Here is a 19,399-nt window from a genome sequence, read left to right on the forward strand (position 1 = left end):
TCAGAATAATAGATTATCTTTTCGCTGACTGGTTTTGGAAAGTTATCTTCCCCCGACTAATTTTCGGGGGAACTTTTTTGTACTAAATCAGTAGGAAGATGATGTCTGCAAGAAGAGTAATCCGTCGAAACAGCGTCATGAAATAGGGCTAATGCGTGCGAAGACAGTGCCTTCGTATGGGTGCCAGCTAGGTTTTCTAATTGGAATGATTGTCCTAAAAAAGGGGATGAGTCGCGGGGAAGGGCTAAGGGCACGGGCCTGGGGCTGGCCATTGCCTAGTAGCAACGCCGGACTCAACATTTGATACGAAACAAATTGACTCCATTCCATCCGATAAAACGATATACCCTTGCGATTTCTAGTTTGCCAGTTGAGTTTCAGGGATTCACTATTCTCCATTTGACTGATTTACATAGCAAGGAATACGGAGATGGTCAAAGGAATTTAATTGAGTTGATTAACCGACAACAATTTGATGCAGTTGCAATTACAGGTGATTTAGTTGATAAGAGTAACCCTAATATGGAACCAGCAATATCTTTAGTGAAAGGCTTGCATTCTAAACCTGTTTTTTTGTTCCTGGAAATCATGAGTGGTGGACAGATTACCAAATCAAGTCTCCATTGGAAGCCCAAGGGGTACATATACTGGACAACGGACATTTCAAATATAACATAGGCAATTCTTATATCTGGATAATGGGTGTCGACGATCCCTGTCTAGGAAGAGATCAATTAGATATAGCACTGGCAGGCGTCTCGGATTCTGTACCTAAGGTTTTATTAGCACATGCTCCTAACATATTTTCTAAGGCTATCAAAGACAATATTGATTTAGTTTTAGTAGGACATACGCATGGTGGACAAGTCAGATTACCATTGGTTGGTGCAGTGATAGCACCGGGGCAAGGATTTTTCCTGAGTTTGATTACGGGCAATTTACTTCCGGTTCTACGAAAATGATTATCAATGGTGGTTTAGGCGAAAGCGTTTTACCGCAGCCGCTTTCGCCCACTAAACCCAGACAAGATCCGGGTTTTATAGACATAGAGACGTTTATAAGGACCTGGGTGATCTTTTTTATGCCAAAAAGGATTGCGGCAGGTGTACTCCTTAGAGATGTTCTTTACTTCAAGAACAGACATCTGCGGCGACCTCCTCCCCTTTAGCATAGATCAGGCATTTCACAGTACGGCCAACTAAGCCGTAATCCTTCATCTCGAATGTTTGGAGGTAAGTACAGCGTCTATGAAAGGACAACCAGCTTTAATTTTTAAAATATTAGTATTGAGCAGGAATTTACCGCGAGTGTGTAGAAATCAAAAGTTAATATAGACAGAATATGAAATCACAAGCAAAACCACGAAGGTATTGCAAAGACCATGGAGGTTTGGCCCGGTAGGGGTCAGCTTCATGGTCTTTTTTATTGTTGCTTTCGGGTCTGGTGATTTTTCAGAGGCTAACCCCATGCCGCTGCCGCGGCACCAGAAGATGACTAAATGATTGAAGAATGGAGTGAAAGAGATGGAAATGTATACTAGGATTAAAAATTACTGGGAGGGGGAAGCCTCTCGCTACAGTGAAGGAATTTGGAAAGAGATGAACAGCTTCAAGAAACAAGCCTGGGCAGAATTAATTGAGCATTACAGGCCGAGGGGTAATCCGTTAAAGGTTCTGGATATCGGCACTGGACCAGGCTTTTTTGCTATGCTGGCTGCTGAAATGGGACATATTGTGACAGCCACGGATTGCACCCAAAATATGCTCCTAGAAGCGCAAAACAACATCCGTCAAATAGGTTTGCAAGCGGAGTTTTTGCTGATGGATTCTCATGAGCTTTCTTTTGCCGATAATTCCTTTGATCTGATTCTTTGCCGAAATCTGACTTGGACTCTGTACAACCCACTGGCAGCCTATAAGGAATGGCAGCGGGTTCTAAAGCGGAGAGGACGATTGTTGATTTTTGATGCTAACTGGAACTTGCGTTTGAACGACCCTGAAAGACAGGCCCAATACTTGGCGGACATGGCTGAAGCCGAAAGAAGAGGGATTCATCGTCGGGGGCATGTCGATCCGGAGGAAGGAGACCGCATAGCCAAAGATCTGTTTTTGAGTACCCGCCTGCGCCCCCATTGGGATGCCGGTGCCTTGATCGATCTTGGGTTTAAGGAAGTATTTATCAATACCGATATTACAAACCGTACCTGGGATGAAGAAGATAAGATTCTTTACAAGTCGACTCCTATGTTCCTGGTAGGGGGAGAAAAGTGAGCAGACTATGAAAAAATTTGAACTCATCATTAAACGGGTGCTTCAAGTCATTCCCATGCTGCTGATCGTCAGCATATTGGCCTTTGCCTTAAGTAATCTCTCCTCTGGTGATGTTGCGGAAATAACCATACGCAGCGAAGGCTTAGAGGTTACGGAACAAAACCTTGCCGCAGTAAGGGAAGAACTGGGGCTGAATGCAGCGCTGCCGGTTCAATATCTTAACTGGCTGACTAAAGCCGCTAGATTTGATTTTGGGGTATCCTTTCAAACCAAAAAATCTGTTTCAGAGGAAATAATCTCTAGATTTCCCGCAACTCTGAAGCTGGCTATCACAGCAATGTCTATTTCCGTTCTCTTGGCTATACCAATCGCCCTTATTTCAGCCAGATACAAGGACTCCATTATCGATCATTTTTTTAGAATCCTATCTACTGTAGGGGTTACAATGCCGGATTTCTGGCTGGGTCTGATGCTTTTATATATTTTCGCAGTTCAGTTGAAGATGGTTCCGGTTATTTCCGGAAGTAAATGGCAGAATATTTTCCTGCCGGCGTTTACCCTTAGTGTCAGTCATATAGCTGTCTATACCAGGATTTTAAGAAATAATCTCCTGGAAATTAATAACCTTGATTATATGAGAGCGGCAAGAGCCAGAGGGCTCAGCCAAAACGCTGCCTTGCTGAGGCATGGCTTAAAAAACGCGGTGCTTCCCTGCATAACCCTGATAGGAGTGGATTTCGGACATCTATTAGCAGGTCAGTTTGCCTGTGAGACCATCTTTTCCTGGAATGGAATCGGGAAATTTGCCATCGACAGTATTAAACTCAAAGACTTGCCGGTTATCCAAGGCTATATCATGATCGTTGCTGTTACCTTCATTGTCGTAAATCTCTTCCTGGATATTTTATACCTTTATATAGATCCTAAGATACAACTTAAGTAAGAGGAAGTACCAGGAATATACCTTTTCGTTGCCTGAGAGAGGGATGGTTTTATTTTAATCAGAAATAGTTTGCTTAAATTCAAAAAACAAAAACTAGGAATGTTGGGCTTAGCTATTATAGGTATCTTTATTTTAGCCGGTATTTTCGCCCCGCTGGTCTCCCCTCATGATCCCTATGAGGTAGATGTAACTGAAAAATTACTCAAACCTTGTCTGGAATTCCCCCTAGGAACAGATCAGCTGGGCAGATGTATCTTGTCCAGATTGATTTATGGCATCAGGACAAGTCTCACTACAGCAATTTTCGCCACTGCTTTGATGCTGGCCATCGGAGTTCCTCTCGGTATCCTGGCAGGTTATGTGGGAGGGTGGCTGGATAATATTGTAATGCGTCTGGCGGATATTGCCTCAACCTTTCCCTCCAGCCTTTTAGCTTTAGCGATTGTAGGAGTCTTGGGCCCCAGCATTGCTAATATTATGATTGTTTTTGTTTTGCTGTGGTGGGCACCCTTCGCCAGAATTGTGCGCAGTATAGTGATAAAGCTTAAAGAAAAGGAGTTTGTCATGGCGGCTATTGCTGCCGGCAGCAGCAGGACAACTATCATTCTCAAACATATCACCCTAAATGCCATTTCTCCCATCATCGTCTTGGCTACCCTTAGAATTGCAGCAGTTATCATGCATGTCGCCGGTTTTTCCTTTATCGGCTTAGGCTCCCAGCCGCCCACGGCGGATTGGGGCGTGATGCTCAGCGACAGCAGACAGTATTTGACCTCTTACCCTTTAATGCTGCTTTGGCCCGGGCTGGCAATTATGCTGGCCGTCTTTGCCTTCAATAGTCTTGGGGAGGGACTGAACGACATTCTCCTCCCTTCTTCGGGGAACATGGCAGTCACAAAGGAGGATAAGGACTGAAATGGCTGAACAACCGATTCTATCCATCGTTAACCTTAAAACTCACTATTATTTAGAAGAAGGAGTCGTCAAAGCTGTGGATGGGGTCAGCCTGGATGTGTACCAGGGCAGAATAACCGCCATCGTAGGGGGTTCAGGCAGCGGAAAGTCGGTAATGTCTTTATCGATTTTTAACTTAATCGACAAGCCGGGCAAAATTATCGAGGGGGAAATATGGCTTGAGGGGGTCAACCTGAGAGATTTGTCGGAAAAACAACTTCTACAAATAAGAGGGAAAGAAATAGCCATGATTTTTCAAGAGCCGACGAGTTCCTTGAACCCTGTAGAAAAGATCAAGACCCATCTTTTCGAGGTAACCCACACCCACAATCGAGGGATTAGCAAAAAAGAGGCTCTAAGTATGTTTAGAGAGGTGCTTTCCCGTGTGGGCTTACAAAATGCAGATCAAATTCTGGATAGTTATCCTTTTGAATTAAGCGGCGGAATGTGCCAAAGAGTCATGGTAGCCATGGGCTTACTGGCTCGTGCTAAAGTACTGATTGCCGATGAACCCACCTCATCCCTGGATTTAACAACCCAGGCAGCCATCCTTGAAGAGCTGGTTCGTTTAAAAGATGAAGGTATGGCTGTCGTGTTAATTACCCATGATTTAGGGGTTGTGGCCCAAATGGCCGATGATGTTTATGTGATGAAAGACGGAAAAATAGTCGACAGCGGGACTGTGTATGAGGTCTTTGACCGGCCCAGGCATGACTATACCAAATCTCTCCTGGAGTCGATTTTCTAAGCTGAAAAGGGTGGAAATGTGAATCTATATGAAATCAAAGGAGTTTATAAATCTTACAACAATAAAGCAAAGTCTCGTGTATACGCCGTGTATAACATTGACTTGACCATAAAAAAGGGAGAGGTTTTGGGTATAGTTGGGGAGTCGGGCTGCGGCAAAAGCACCTTGGGTAAAATGCTTTTAAAGCTGGAGCAGCCAACCCAGGGCAGGATTATTTTTAATCAGCAGGATATAACAGATTATTCCTTTAAGCAAATGCGAAAAATCAGAAGCGGCATGCAGATGATCTTTCAAGGAACCGCTAATGCCTTTAACCCCTATTTTACGGTTGAGCAAATCATCAGTGAACCCCTTAACAATTACAGCAGGGAAGCTAAAGAGCTGAAAGAGAAAAAAATTGTGGAGATGCTGGAAAGAGTGGGGCTTAACAAAACCTATCTGACCCGCTATGGCCAGGAGATGTCCGGAGGGCAAAGGCAGCGGGTTGGCATTGCTAGGGCCTTAATTCTGAATCCTGAATTTGTGGTCTGCGACGAAGCCGTGTCCAGCATTGACTATGCTTTAAAGAACCAGATTTTACAGCTTTTGACGGACTTAAAGCAGCAGTTCGGATTTACCTATTTATTTATTTCTCACGATCTGGCCTCGGTCAATAAGATCTGCGACAGGGTGGTTGTCATGTATCTGGGAAATATCGTGGAAATAATCCCCCACATTAATTACCAGGTACAGCATCCCTACACGAAAGCACTGCTGGCTGCGACTCTTATTCCAGACCCTCATCAAAGGGAAAGGAAGAGGGTGTTGTTTAGAGAAGGGGAAGATTTAAAGATACCCAAAAGCGGCTGTGTTTTCCAAAATCGTTGTCTCTATACCCAAAGTATTTGCCAGACTGAACAGCCAGCCTTGATGTCTAAGAGTGGCGAACATTATATTGCTTGTCATCTTTGCCATAATTATTAATGTGTGGAGGAAAGAAAATGAGAAGGAAATTTTTTGCATTGGTTATGACCTTTTGCCTTTGTTTGCCCCTAATCCTTTCCGGCTGCAGCAAAAACGCTGCAACAAATGATCAGGAGGGCACGAAAGCAAAGGATGTTGTCGTGGCCATTTATCGTGACGGTGCCATGGAGGATCTGGATGCCGCAACCTATAACGGACCCCACTTTTTATACAAAATGATTTACGAAGGTTTTGTTGAAGATGGCGGTGAAGGCCAAATTCTCCCCCAACTGGCAACCGGCTGGGACATTTCCCCAGATGGAAAAACCTATACCTTTAAACTCCGGGAGGGGGTAAAGTTTTCTGACGGCACGGATTTTAATGCGGAGGCTGTTATTTTCAACCTGAAACGCTGGGTCAACAACAAACGTCATTCCACCTTGAGATCCTTTAATGTCGAGAGTATGGAAGCCGTTGATCCTAAGACGGTAAAGATTGTGTTTAAGGACGGGGCTTATCCTATTTTGACTGAGTTAACCTATCCCCGGCCGGTACGTTTCTTAAGTCCGTCTTCCATCACGGAAGTTCCCGGAGAGGTAATGGGCAAATTCAACAAGCCTGTGGGCACGGGCCCCTGGATGCTGGAATCCTATGCTAAAGATCAGGAGTTCACCTTGGTTCCCAACCCCTATTACTGGGGTGAAAAACCTAAGGTGAATAAAATCACCTTTAAGGTAATTACCGACGGGCAAGCCAGAGTTTTGGCTTTGCAAAGCGGCGAGGTGGACATTCTCGGCGGGGACCTGATTGGCAAGATTCCCATGGAGAGCCTCTTAGAACTTAAAAACTCCGGAAAATTTGCCACCTACACCCAAGGGACTATGTGCTCTCACTTCATAGCCTTCAATCAGAAGATAGAGGCACTTCAGGATAAAAATGTGCGCTTGGCTATGAACTACGCCATCAACAAGCAAAGTATTGCCGCTGATCTTTTTGACGGGATTGGTTTGGAAGCAAAGGGATTATATCAAGAAGGGGTGCCATATACCACGGGTGAAAATAATTACGGGTTTTCCAACGATAAGGAAAAAGCCAAGGAACTCCTTGACGCTGCCGGCTATAAAGATACCAATGGCGATGGAATTCGAGACAAAGACGGGAAAAATCTGGAGTTCAACTTTGTCTTGTCAACGGCAGAATTCCCTGAATGGAAACCCCTGGCCGAGTTTGTTCAATCTGAATTCACAGCCGTGGGGATCAAAGTAAATCTCAACACTTTGGACAAAAACGGCTATGAAGATGCCACCATGAACACCAAGGCCTTTGACCTGGCTCTCATGAGAACAGCCTCAGATTCTTGGATGCCTCATGGTTCTCTGCTTGAGCTTTTCTCCATTCTTCCCACCAGTAACGCCGCCAAGGCTTGGTATGACCAAGGGTTTTACAATAATATTATTAAAACACTTAATACTTTGGATGAAACAGAAAGACAGAAGAACTACGATGGAGTCTTTAAATTCATCAGCGAGGAAGCCCTGACGATTCCCATCTACTATCCGATTACTTCTTTCGCAGTGAATCCAGAGAGAATTGATGGTTTTGAGATTGGCGTAAATAACTATGCGCCCATTGAATGGCAGAAACTCGACGTAAAGTGAACTTGTTCAGTCCAAGCGGAATGCTGGGCTTCCCTATTTTAGAAACGAGGCTCATGTAAGCTTGGTAAGACCAATATAAAAGCAGATACGCCGGTTTTTAAGGGGCATATCTGCCAATAAATAGTCAGAGGTGAGCAGAGATGAACAGTGAAGAAAAACTGATTAAGAATTGGACCGACAGTTCCAACAATTACAGCAATATCGTGAAAGCAGAGCTAAACAGCTTTAAAAAGCAGGTCTGGAGGGATATCATCCTGAAAAAGGCCGGAAAGACCTCGGCCATGGATATTCTCGATGTGGGTACTGGACCGGGCTTTTTTGCCATCATCATGTCCCAGGCCGGGAACCGAGTGACGGCCATTGATTGTACTGAGGCAATGATTCAGGAAGCCAAAGCCAATGCGGAAAATGAGGGGGTTAGAGCGGACTTCAGAGTGTCCGACGGCCAGAATCTGGAGTTTGAAGACGAAAGCTTTGACCTGATTATCAGCCGCAATGTAACCTGGACTTTATTAGATGCCCAAAAGGCTTATAGGGAATGGAAACGGGTTTTAAGGCCCCAGGGCAAAATTCTTATTTTTGATGCCAACTGGAATATCCGGTTTTTCAATGAAGACTACCTGAGGAAATTTGAGGAGGATCAAGAGGACTATCGCAGAGTATTTGGCGAGGAGCCGCCTCCATACACTGACGAGATGATTGATTACCGAAAAAGTATGCCCATGTGCCAGAGAATCAGGCCCCAGTGGGACTTCAATGCTCTGGTGGAACTGGGGTTTAAAAAGATTTACTATGAAATGGATATCGGCAGGCGGGTCTATGATGAGCGCCAGAAGATTATTCACCGCTCAACCCCTATGTTTATGCTGGTTGTGGAAAAGTAATTATTAGTATCGTGAAGATCACCTGTAAAACAAAACCTCCCGCTGAGATTTCAGGTTGACAGCGTTAACGTGTCTAAGAGCACCTCTCGCTAGGAGAGGTGCTCTTAGTGAACTTCATGCTTGCACCCATTGTAGCACTTCCCAAATCCCCATTAAAGGTAGCCATGTAAAAAGCCTACCAACTCATGCACTCTCGTTGCAGGCGTTCTTTGTGAAGGCGGTGTGCCTTCTTCATAGCTAGCATACAAGGCTATTGCACGTGCAATGGCAGTGGGGGTTTTGTCCTTGAGAAGATCATAGATATTTTCCAAGGTTTTTTCGTATGGAAAATATCCTCTCAATATAACGTGGTACTGCTCTCTCCCCACATGAGCAAACAATGATTGGAAATGCAGCAAAAACCAAAGCTCTATACACTCATTCGACCAGGCCACATGGTATTTCTGCCGGCAGGTTCTACCCTCGGCGCTGAATTGCGTGTTGTCAAAATCGTCATAGGGGAAATCGTCCTGATCATACATTAGCCAGACATCCTCGCACTCGGGAAATTTGGACTCTACAGTTTCTCTTGCATACTTTAGCAGGCTTAGGGTATTGCGTCCTGTTCCGATAACTGTGATGCGGTCACCCGATGTAAACGGAGAATATTTTTGATTGACTTGCCTGGTCAGTCCCTGAATATAAAACGGTTCAGTCTTAATACCCTCACTGAAAATAACAGTATACGGGGGTAATTTATGAAGCTTTTCTATTTTCTTTCGTTTCTTCTGCATGGCAGCTTTTAATTTCTTTTGGGTGCTTGCCTTTAGCGGTTTTAAGCTCATTGAATCGCCCCCCAATCAAGAATATTCTTGAGATAAGGGTCCGCTCCATACCTTCCTTCAATATATTGCTTGTCATAGGTTTCATCAGGGCGCACCTTTGCGCCGTTGTCTTTTCTGAACTCCACTAACGAATATAATTTTGATGTGTTTTGCTTATTAAGCGCGGAGAACCAGATTTCATCTCTTCTAAATACAGTGGGCTTCATGGTACTCATATCATGAGAGGTAAAAATAAGCTGAGCGCCCTTGGTGTTAATTGATGGATTTGTGAACAGTCCGATGATATACCGGAGCAGTTTAGGATGCAGTTTGGCATCCATTTCGTCAGCGATAACCAGACTGCCCTTATGCAAGCACCCTAACAGAAACGGCAGCAAGCCAAAAAGCTTGCGTGTTCCACTTGATTCTTCCTCAAAGGGCAATTCCTCACACGAACCATCTTCCAGACAGTGTATTGTGTAAATAGCATTTATTTTTCCGTTGGTATCTTCTTCTGTCCTTATGCTGGTTATATTGATATCCATCTCAGCGAGCATTTTCAAAAAAATGTCTTCCTTGTTCTTGTCCTTCAGAAAAACAATTCTTTTATCCTGGTAGGGATTATCATAATCCAATACCCTGCATTCCAGAAACCATTTAATGATATCGTCAATGGTTTTGATATCGTAGTTAATGGACAAATGGGACAGCAGTGGAATAGAGGACTTAATGTTCCCTACCTTGACGTCCTCCAAAACATCGCCGATATAAAAATCCGAGGTATCCCGCTCAAATACGATTTCCAAGTCGTTTGTTTGAAGGTTTCTCGCATATAAGTTTTCCTCTACGATATCAGAGTGCAGAATATTTAATTGATACCGATACTCGGTTTCCTGGATGCGAAAGAGAACATCAAATTTAATGGGCGATTCTCTACAGTTCTTGTCAAACAAATAATATTTTTCTTTTTTATCGATAGGAAAACTCTCAAATTCTTTCATTTTCCCATCCTCAAGGTTTTCATCCTTTGAAGACGCTACAGCCTTTAACGCAATGATCGGCAAAAGCACCTTATGGGAAAGGTACAAAAACGCCTCTAGAACACTGGACTTTCCTCCGCCATTTGGTCCGTAGATCGAAATAACCGGCAAAAACTTCTCGCTATCGTAGGGATCAACAATGAGACTGTCGTCATGCTCGTTGATTTTTTCAGCCCATAAGTCCAGAGTAGCTTCACTCTTAAATGATTTAAAGTTTTCAAATGAAAACTGACACATCATAGTTATCGCTCCAATCTAGAGAAAATTTCTCATAATTATAATGATACTATGGCCATTATAGCAATATTTCATTCGAAAACCAATAATATAGGAGAAAAAAACTCGCAAATCCCAAATTCCCTCGTGGTTATTACGTGTTATATAGAGGCCGAGTCCCACACTGTGCTGCCATATGATCCTGCTATACTCGGACAGCAGGCGAAACTCCGCCACATCCTTAATAGGTATGGGATGTGGCGGAGGCAAACATAAAGGGAGCAATGGTTCACCATAATTCGTGTTTTTTTATGAAACAGAGGAATTCCTTTCAAAGTGCACCGAATCAAGCTCTATCACCCGGTCGCAAACACGATTTACAAGCTCAGCTTCATGGCTCACCACCAATATTCCTAAGTTCCTTTCTTTGGCAAGAGCCAGCATTACCTGCCAGATTTGAGCTTGAGTAATGGCATCTAACATGGCCGTCATCTCATCAGCAATCAGGAATTTTGTTTCCGGACTTAAAGCCCGGACGACACAAAACCTTTGCAACTCCCCGCCGGATAATTCATTAGGCCAGCGGGATAACCATTCCGGCTGGATACCAAACCTGGCCAGAACTTCTTCATCCGGCCGCCAGCCTTCCTGAAGAATATCGCGCATATGCCAGCGGGGATTAACTGACTTTTCAGGATGCTGAAAGACCAACTGCACTCCGCTGTACCTGCCCTTAGGCAGTGGTGCACCGCCTAACTCAATGCTGCCTTCCAAGGCTTTTTCATACCCGGCCAGAACTCTGGCCAAGGTTGTTTTTCCGCAGCCGCTTTGACCTTTCAGGCCGAGAATTTCGCCGGAATTTAGGGTGAGGTTGAAATTTCGGAATAACCACGGCTTCTTCCGGTAACGAAAACCAATGTTTTTGGCCTCAAGTTGCATGATAACACCTGACCCTTCCGTTCCTCAAATCCCGCATTACGGGCAATGACCCGGTGCACTTAGGCGTCATCTTTCCACAGCGCGGCGCAAAGGAACAACCCTCTGACAAGTTGGCAGGCAAAGGTTGGAAACCGGGAAGAGGTCTGAAATCATTTTGGGGCAGGGATTGCCATAAGGCCTTGGTATAGGGATGCCTTAAGGTCTGGCCCTGACCATGAAAATCCGCTGCAAAAGCTGTTTCGACGGTTGTCCCGGCATAAAAAACTGCGATTTTGTCAGCGACTTGCAAAGCCGTGCTGATATCGTGGGTTATCAACATAACTCCGCACCCTTCATCGGCTAACTCGCGCAAGTGTTTAAGAGTTTCCGCTACAATTTCCGGATGCAACCCAGGTGTTGGCTCATCGGCAATGATTAGTTTGGAGCCATTAACTACTGCTGCAGAAATCAACACCCTTCTGGCCATGCCGCCGGAAAGTTGAAAGGGAAATAGATTTCCATCCCCTTCGCTAAGATCATAGCGAGAAAATATTTTCTTTTGGGCTTCTTCAGCATTTCCCTGACGTACAGCAGTCCGTACTTGAGCAGAAACCCGCATTAAGGGATCAAGAAAATTTACCGATTGGGGCACCAGCGTAATTTCACTGCCCCGTATTTTCTTTTGCCGTTCCGGGGTTAACAATTCATCCTTGTATAAAATCTTACCGCTGCAGAAGGCGTTATTGGGCAGTATGCCGAGAATAGCATGGGCCAGCAAACTCTTTCCGGAACCACTTGAGCCGACAACAGCTAAGATTTCGCCGGAGCCAAGGGAAATGTCAAGGTTGCTGATCACCTTGAGGACGCTTTGTCTTAAGCCCTTTTGATACTGAACAAAGGAGACGGATAAATCAATCACTTTTAATAATGATTCAAATCCCAGGCTAGCTTTAGTACTTTTCATCTCTGCACCTCAATCATCATTCGTGGCCACTATGCGGGTCAAACAACAAACGTAAATTATCGCCAACCATGTCAAAAACTCTGACAACAACCAGCAAGGAAAGACCGGGGAAAAAAGCCAGCCACCACATTCCCACGGAAAGATACTTCATTGATTCGGAGAGAATTACCCCAATGGCCGGTTGATGGGGGGATAAGCCAAAGCCTAAGAAAGTAATCGAGGCTTCATGGAGGATCGCATGGGGAAATAAAAGCACCAAACCGACAAAAAACTGAGGTAATAAGTGAGGCAGCATGTGTTTAACTGCGATCCATACCCTTTTCCTACCCATATGACGGGAAACCTGCACAAACTGAGATGTTCGGAGTTGCAGGACTTCGGCCCGAATTATCCTGGTCAGGTTAGGCCAATGGGAGCAGGCTACACCGATAATAACCCCCTTAGCGCCCCCCCCTAAAGCGAAAGCAATTAAAATCAAGGCCACTAAATGGGGCAAGCCCATAAAAACATCAACCAACCAGGCTATCAGGGTATCGACTGTTTTGCCTAAGGTAGCCGCGGCCATCCCCAGAATTAAGGCCACCAGAACGCTTACCGTAGAGGCCAACAAGCCGATCCCAATACTTAAAGCAAGCCCCTTGACAGTTCTGGTAAACATATCCCGTCCTAACCAGTCCGTGCCAAAAGGGTGCTGCCAGGAAGGAGACAAGTTGCGTGCCTCAAAGTGAGTTTTGATAGCTTCATTGCTCATCAGGAAACTGGCAGCGATTACGGCGGCCAATAAGGTCAAACCGCCGAGAATAGTGATCAGCGTGCGCTGGCGACGGTTTAAGCGAAGGATTCTGCCCGGTCGTCCTTCCATTGAAAGTGCCTGATTAAGCGGATTCATACCGGTTCACCTGCTTCCTTGATCTGGGGATCGACCAGCCGATAGATTATGTCGGCTGCCAGATTGCCGAAATAGACAAATATTGCGCTGAACAGCACTATCCCCAGGAGGAGGGGCAGGTCGCCCCGCAGACCTGCCTGCACAGTGGCTTGACCCAGACCAGGGTAAGAAAATACCTGTTCAGCCAGAACCGCCCCGCCAAATAGTTCACTGAAAGAAGCAAATTGCAGAGTAATGGCAGGCAAAGCCACGTTCCTCAGACCATGCCGGAATAAGAGCTGGAGGCCGCTTTCTCCCCGCGCTCTGGCAAACAGAATGTAATCGCTTTCCATGACATCAATCATCTTCTGTCTGGTGTGCAGAGCGATATTGGCCACGCCGACAATGCTTAGAGTCAAGGCCGGTAAGATCAGATGGATGATCCGATCTCCAAGGGTTACCTCGGTGCTCAGCACACCGGCTGGGACGCCCAGTCCAACGGGCAGCCATTTGAGCCAAACTGAAAACACGATTAAGAGAACTAATCCCAGCCAGAAGGTTGGAGTAGAGGCCAGGGTTAAACAATACCATTTTAGCAAGCGATCCAGCCACTTCCCGCGTTGCATCCCCGAAACAATGCCCATGATAAAGCCCAGAAGACCGGATATGACCCAGGCCAATCCCATCAGGACAAGGGATGCCCAAAATTTTTCGCCGATCACTTGAATCACCGGGCGGCGAAAAATCATGGAATTCCCCAGATCACCATGGAGCACATTGCTCCCCCAACGTTCGAAGCGTTCAATGGGTGGCTGGTTGAGCCCCCAATAGGCTTCGATTTTTTCCCGTTGGGCATGACTTACCTTCATCATATCTGCCCCGATATAAGCCTGAACCGGGTCGATGGGGGAATGACTGACCAGGATAAAGGTTAAGGTACACAAGGTGACGAGGAGGAGGATCATCCGTAGAAATTTATTAATAATGAACTTGAAAACACTTTTTGCAGCCATAGTTATAAGTATTCCCTTCCATTATTTAGTAAAGTGCCACTGAGCAATCGTATCTGTAATGGGCCAGCCATGACCGTGGGCGTGAACTTTCTGGGCTCCGAGATCCAGGTTGTCGCTTACATAATACAAATGATCAAGATTAACCAGCCAGGCCCAGGGGGCATCACCCAGAGCACTAAATCCGGTTGTCCCGTCCCACTGGGCCTTTTTCCAGTAGGTGTCGGCTGCGGTGGGATTATTGGATAACATTGCTTTATTCATGTATTCGTCGACTTGTGGATTGGAGTAATAACCGGCATTAAAATAATCGACGCCCATGTATTTACTGTTAAATAAATTATACATTTCCAAAGGATCATGAGCCCCCCAGCCAAAAAGTATGGCATCGCTGTGCATCAATTTTTCAATGTCATCCCAGCTTTTGCCGGAAACTTCAATATTGATTCCCAGAGGTTTGATTTCGTCGGACACAGCGATGGCCAGGGATTGACGCACTGAATCCCCGGATGGATAAACCAAGGTGAATTTAGCTTTGAGCCCGTTCTTTTCCAGAATGCCGTCGTTATCAGAATCCTTCCAGCCGCCCTCCGCTAAGATCTTCTTAGCCCCATCTTTATCCGCGTCTTTAAGAACCGTTTCAGAATTCCACCAAGGTAAGTTGTCACATACGGAATAGGCAGGAGCCCCGTGGCCATTTAATACCCCATCCACTAAAGCCTTCCTGTCGAGGGCTAGGTTAATTGCCTTACGGATGGCTAAATCCGAAGTAACATCATTGCCGATAGGATCCCCTTTGGTAGTTTTATTGCCTGCCTTTACATAAGGAAACATGATCCCGCGGTTGTCCACGCTTTTGTAGGCGACCAATTTTTTGCCCGGTATATCCTGTAGGGCTAAGGATGGCACAACAGCAGCAACATCAACCTGTCCGGCTTTCGCGGCAGCATAAGCAGCTTCTTCAGTTAAATAAAGGAAGGTAATTTTCTTGAAACTTGGTTTGGGCCCATAGTAATCCGGGTTAGCTTCTACGATAAGCTGTTGGCCTTTATCCCATTGCACAAATTTATAAGGCCCGGAGCCGATGGGTTTTTGCGAGTAATCCTTACTGTAAGCATGCTCGGGAACAATTCCCAGTTTGGCCAGGGTGCTGGTAAAGGTGGATTGCGCTTCTTTTAACGTGAATTCGACACTGTAGTCGCCTGTAGCCGTGACCCTTTGTAAATTAGTTAAATCAAAAACAGAGCTGTTCGTGGTCGCTGTTTGATAAGTGAAGACAACGTCCTTGGCGGTTAAGGCCTGCCCATCGGTAAACTTAACGTCTTTGCGCAGATTTACCTGATAAGTTAAGCCGTTTTCACTGACGGTATAATCCGTGGCTAAGTCATTAATAACCTTTAAATCTTTGTCCCATTGCAAAATAGTACTTTGAAAAACCGGTGAGCCATAATTTCCCCAGCCGGTGGTGGGATCGAAGCCGCCATCCGGTTCTCCTCCTATGGCCACAGTGAGTTCATCCGTTGGCTTTGTTGAGGTAGAGTCGGCTTTACTTGAACACCCTGAAGTAACAGCAAGCGCAAGAATAATCAGGACAGCTAAGAAAGTATGAGATAATCGCTTAAACATTTGTAACTTCCCCCTAATAATTGATAAGTTCTTGAGTTGAAGAGTACCTTGGTGACTGTTTTACCTCCTTTCACACAAAAAAGACCACAGAGATAGACCCTGTTACGGGTCAGACCTCCATGGCCTTGGTTGCAGTATTTACTCAAGTAAGTTTTTGACGTGCCTCGTCAATTGTCTGGGAAATACTATTCTCTGATGCCCTGCCATTTTCCTTCTTTAAATAACTAAATATTTTGTTAAATAAAAAAATATTAAAAGATTAAGCAGGATTTATAACTTGTTTGTAGAAATTGGATATAAAATCTAAACTTCAGCAAAACCATGAAGGTGTTGCCAAGACCATGGAGGTTTGACTCATTAGAGTCAGCTTCATGGTCTTTTTTATAAGAATTTAAGGAAGGGTGAGGATATGCATATTTAAGAACTGATTAAAAACTACCGGTAAAATTGTAGAAATACGTGGAGGCAGGCACTCTCCTGGAGGAGGCCCGGCATCTTATACTCAGACTTTGTTCTCGGCGGCTTCTCTGCCTGATCCTGCCAAAGAAATGTCGAATAGACAATCCCAAAAAGATGATTAATCAAATGAAACAAGAGGGTAAGATGAAGAACAATACAGCAAATACGCAGAAATTCAGGAAAATATTCAACCGGGACGATCCTAATATGCCGGTCATTATTATTTTGTTGGCCATTGCAGCACTCATATCGGTTATTTTTGCCATCGGGCTGGGTCCGGTCAGCGTAGCCCCCGGCAACGTTGCCAGAATTTTAGGCAGCAAAATCCCTTTTTTGGAAAGTCATATCCCCCACACCTGGACTCAGGTTGAGGAAAACATTGTTTGGGGGCTGCGTTTCCCCCGGGTTTTACTGGGTCTGATTGTCGGCTCATCTTTGTCTATGACTGGAGTGGCAATGCAAGCTCTGGTAAGGAACCACTTGGCGGATCCCTTTATTCTAGGGGTATCCTCCGGGGCTGCAGCAACCGCAACTTTAGGCATGCTTTTTGGCGCCTTTGCCTTTTTGGGCACTTACTCTTTATCCATAAGCGCGTTTCTCGGCGCTGCGATTACCATTATCCTGGTCTACACCATTTCCAGAGTCAGGGGAAGGATTAATATCACTCAGCTGCTGTTATCCGGAGTGGCGCTTTCTATGATCATGGATGCGGTTACACGGATCATCACCTTGAGTGCCCCCAATGCCTTAGGGCTCCATAATGTTACCTTCTGGCTGTCGGGGAGTTTGGCGGGGGCAAAGTGGGGCTACTTAACCCTGCCCCTGGCCACGATTATTATTTGCCTGATTATTTTATTAATTAATTACAGAGCCTTAAACGCCCTCTTGATGGGTGATGAGACTGCCGGTACTTTGGGCTTCAACGTGGCGCGTCTTCAAAAAATTCTTGTACTGGTGGCTTCTCTGATGGCAGGTACAACCCTTGCTGTCAGCGGCACCATCGGGTTTGTTGGACTAATGGTACCCCATATGACAAGACTTCTCGTTGGAGCGGATCACAAACGGGTGCTTCCGGTTTGTGCCCTGCTTGGCGGCATCCTGGTGGTCTGGGTGGATGTGGCAGCCAGAATGCTCATCGCCCCGGAAGAATTGCCTTTAGGTATCTTAACAGCAGTCTTTGGCGGACCTTTCTTTATTTGGCTGCTGAAACATAATACCGGGAAAGCTTGAGGTGAAAAAATGACATTACAGGTAGAAAGCTTATCCTTCTCTTATGACCACAAAGCGATTATTGAAGACATCTGTCTCAATGTCAAAAAAGGCGAGTTTGTCGGACTTATCGGGCCTAATGGCAGCGGCAAATCAACGATTCTAAAAAACCTCTACCGGGCACTGCAGCCGGATAGGGGAGAAGTTAAGCTGGATGGGGAAAACTTATTTAAACTAACTCACAAACAAGCTGCGACCAAAATTGGTGTTGTCGGCCAGGAGAATGCTCTGCCCTTTGATTTCAAAGTGGAAGAAATTGTAGCCATGGGCCGGAGTCCTCATAAAAAACTCTTTGCCGGGGACTCTCCGGAAGACAAAGAAATTGTCCGGCAGGCTTTGGCTTACTTGAGGATGGAAGATATGGCCAAAAAGAATTACCTTAAGTTATCCGGCGGGGAAAAACAAAGGGTGCTTATTGCCAGGGCTATCGCCCAAAAAACGGACTTTCTGATTTTGGATGAACCGACCAATCACCTGGATATCGGCTACCAGCTTCAAATACTTGATTTTGTTAAACGGTTACAGGCAACTGTTTTGACGGCCATCCATGATCTGAATATTGCGGCCTTGTATTGTGACAGGATCTATGTTTTAAAAGAAGGAAAAATCTATACTAGGGGTACCGCGGAGGAAGTCCTGACTCCGGAAATCATTTTTGAGGTTTACGGCATAAAAGCCGATGTAATAATCCATCCTTTTACCCAAAAAATCAGCATTACCTTTTTGCCGCAAAGCCTAAACAACTCTAAAAGAGCATTGAAGGAGAGAGAAATGTGAAGAAGAAAAAACTGTTGAGGTGCTTCCTAGGTTTGATTATTGTTCTGATGACAGTGTTAAACGGATGCAGCAGCAAGGTGGCGGAGAATAATGCCGACGCCAAAAGCCTGGCCACCTATGAAAAACTGACCTTCAACAACTACGACAGAGAAGTTGTGATCGAGGCTATGCCTCAGAAGGTACTGGTCTTTGGGCCCAATAACAGCGAACTGTTTGTGGCCTTGGGATTAAGCGACAAAATCATCGGTAACAGCTACGATAATCATAGCAGGGGGCCTCTGCCGGAATTTGTTGAAGATTATGCCAAAATTCCCGAATTAACCTACGCTGACCCGACCCGGGAGGCTGTCATTTCCAGTGGTGCAGACTTTATTTATGGCAATGATTGGCCATTCGGCAAAGAAGGACTTGACCTTGCAGAACTTAAAGAAAATGGGATCAACGTCTACATGGAAAAAGCCGCGACATTTGAGGAAATCTACCAGGAAATATCCGATCTAGGGAAGATCTTTCACGTGGAGGACAAAGCTGCAGCCTTTATCGCCGACCAGAAAGCAAGAATCGCAGCGGTGGAAAAAAAGCTTGCCGGTCAGGAACCACTCAAAGTATTGGTATATGACTTCGGGGGTGAGGGGGTGTTTACCTGCAGCGGCACAAATTTTGAAACATTGCTGATCGAAAAAGCCGGGGGGAAAAACATCTTCGACGATCAAACAGAGAAGCAATGGTTCACGGCAAGTTACGAAGAGATTATCAAAAGGAATCCCGACGTGATCGTGATCCATGATTATGATGTGCCTTCGTTGGAGGAAAAAATCAAGTCCATTAAAGCTGATCCGGGACTTTCCAAACTGGACTGTGTAAAGAATGAGAGATTTATACCAATTGCCTTGGAAAGTGTTTTCCCCGGGGACAGAATGGCCTATTCCGTTGAGCTGTTGGCCAAAGGGTTCCATCCGACTTTGTTGAAATAAGCGGGGCACTTCATAGAAATTCCCACATTTATGATTGCGACGATTAAGAAGTGAAACAGGATAAATATAAGCTGGA

General features: G+C 45.3%; 17 protein-coding genes and 1 pseudogene. 11 read left to right on the top strand and 7 right to left on the bottom strand.

What is annotated here, in order from left to right:
- Positions 1–333: 333 nt before the first annotated feature.
- The 8 genes and pseudogenes from DESMER_RS22805 to DESMER_RS02610 all read left to right on the top strand — a co-directional run.
- Positions 334–997: pseudogene (locus DESMER_RS22805) on the top strand (metallophosphoesterase); the annotation flags it as partial.
- Positions 998–1,523: 526 nt separating this feature from the next.
- Complete coding sequence (locus DESMER_RS02580; RefSeq protein WP_014901503.1) at positions 1,524–2,270, top strand: class I SAM-dependent methyltransferase; 747 nt, start codon at positions 1,524–1,526, stop codon at positions 2,268–2,270.
- Positions 2,271–2,277: 7 nt separating this feature from the next.
- Entirely contained in the window at positions 2,278–3,213 is a 936-nt protein-coding gene (locus DESMER_RS02585) for an ABC transporter permease (RefSeq protein WP_014901504.1), read from the top strand.
- A gap of 69 nt (positions 3,214–3,282) precedes the next feature.
- Positions 3,283–4,128, top strand: coding sequence for an ABC transporter permease (locus DESMER_RS02590; protein WP_242831034.1), 846 nt, complete (start codon positions 3,283–3,285; stop codon positions 4,126–4,128).
- Between the two features lies 1 nt (position 4,129).
- Positions 4,130–4,915 (top strand): ABC transporter ATP-binding protein, encoded by a 786-nt coding sequence (locus tag DESMER_RS02595; RefSeq protein ID WP_014901506.1) that lies wholly within the window; start codon positions 4,130–4,132, stop codon positions 4,913–4,915.
- Positions 4,916–4,933: 18 nt separating this feature from the next.
- Entirely contained in the window at positions 4,934–5,878 is a 945-nt protein-coding gene (locus DESMER_RS02600; RefSeq protein WP_014901507.1) for an oligopeptide/dipeptide ABC transporter ATP-binding protein, read from the top strand.
- A 17-nt stretch (positions 5,879–5,895) separates the two neighbouring features.
- A complete protein-coding gene (locus DESMER_RS02605; RefSeq protein ID WP_014901508.1) occupies positions 5,896–7,515 on the top strand; it encodes an ABC transporter substrate-binding protein in 1,620 nt (539 codons plus the stop codon).
- A gap of 140 nt (positions 7,516–7,655) precedes the next feature.
- Positions 7,656–8,399: a class I SAM-dependent methyltransferase gene (locus tag DESMER_RS02610; RefSeq protein ID WP_014901509.1), complete on the top strand. Its 744-nt coding sequence runs from the start codon at positions 7,656–7,658 to the stop codon at positions 8,397–8,399.
- A gap of 152 nt (positions 8,400–8,551) precedes the next feature.
- Here DESMER_RS02610 and DESMER_RS02615 read toward each other — a convergent pair whose 3' ends face one another.
- The 7 genes from DESMER_RS02615 to DESMER_RS02645 form a co-directional block, all read right to left on the bottom strand.
- On the bottom strand, positions 8,552–9,223 hold the full coding sequence (locus tag DESMER_RS02615) for an RloB family protein (protein ID WP_014901510.1): 672 nt from the start codon (positions 9,221–9,223) through the stop codon (positions 8,552–8,554).
- On the bottom strand, positions 9,220–10,482 hold the full coding sequence (locus tag DESMER_RS02620; RefSeq protein WP_014901511.1) for an AAA family ATPase: 1,263 nt from the start codon (positions 10,480–10,482) through the stop codon (positions 9,220–9,222). Before DESMER_RS02620 ends, DESMER_RS02615 begins: the two co-directional genes overlap by 4 nt.
- A gap of 285 nt (positions 10,483–10,767) precedes the next feature.
- Positions 10,768–11,397, bottom strand: coding sequence for an ABC transporter ATP-binding protein (locus DESMER_RS02625; protein WP_014901512.1), 630 nt, complete (start codon positions 11,395–11,397; stop codon positions 10,768–10,770).
- The gene (locus DESMER_RS02630; protein ID WP_014901513.1) at positions 11,387–12,340 is read right to left on the bottom strand and encodes an ABC transporter ATP-binding protein; all 954 of its coding nucleotides are present in this window, start codon (positions 12,338–12,340) and stop codon (positions 11,387–11,389) included. Before DESMER_RS02630 ends, DESMER_RS02625 begins: the two co-directional genes overlap by 11 nt.
- A gap of 16 nt (positions 12,341–12,356) precedes the next feature.
- Positions 12,357–13,229 (bottom strand): ABC transporter permease, encoded by an 873-nt coding sequence (locus DESMER_RS02635; RefSeq protein WP_014901514.1) that lies wholly within the window; start codon positions 13,227–13,229, stop codon positions 12,357–12,359.
- Positions 13,226–14,221: an ABC transporter permease gene (locus DESMER_RS02640; RefSeq protein ID WP_014901515.1), complete on the bottom strand. Its 996-nt coding sequence runs from the start codon at positions 14,219–14,221 to the stop codon at positions 13,226–13,228. The genes DESMER_RS02635 and DESMER_RS02640 overlap by 4 nt, the downstream gene beginning before the upstream one ends.
- Before the next feature lie 21 nt (positions 14,222–14,242).
- Positions 14,243–15,844, bottom strand: coding sequence for an ABC transporter substrate-binding protein (locus tag DESMER_RS02645; protein ID WP_014901516.1), 1,602 nt, complete (start codon positions 15,842–15,844; stop codon positions 14,243–14,245).
- A 603-nt stretch (positions 15,845–16,447) separates the two neighbouring features.
- Between DESMER_RS02645 and DESMER_RS02650 the strand changes: the two genes are divergently transcribed.
- The 3 genes from DESMER_RS02650 to DESMER_RS02660 are packed head-to-tail and all read left to right on the top strand — an operon-like array spanning position 16,448 to position 19,323.
- On the top strand, positions 16,448–17,533 hold the full coding sequence (locus DESMER_RS02650; protein WP_014901517.1) for a FecCD family ABC transporter permease: 1,086 nt from the start codon (positions 16,448–16,450) through the stop codon (positions 17,531–17,533).
- A 9-nt stretch (positions 17,534–17,542) separates the two neighbouring features.
- A complete protein-coding gene (locus DESMER_RS02655; protein WP_014901518.1) occupies positions 17,543–18,349 on the top strand; it encodes an ABC transporter ATP-binding protein in 807 nt (268 codons plus the stop codon).
- Positions 18,346–19,323, top strand: a complete 978-nt coding sequence (locus DESMER_RS02660; RefSeq protein WP_014901519.1) for an ABC transporter substrate-binding protein — start codon at positions 18,346–18,348, stop codon at positions 19,321–19,323. Before DESMER_RS02655 ends, DESMER_RS02660 begins: the two co-directional genes overlap by 4 nt.
- Positions 19,324–19,399: the final 76 nt, after the last annotated feature.

It is taken from the genome of Desulfosporosinus meridiei DSM 13257 (assembly GCF_000231385.2).
GTDB classification, from domain to species: domain Bacteria; phylum Bacillota; class Desulfitobacteriia; order Desulfitobacteriales; family Desulfitobacteriaceae; genus Desulfosporosinus; species Desulfosporosinus meridiei.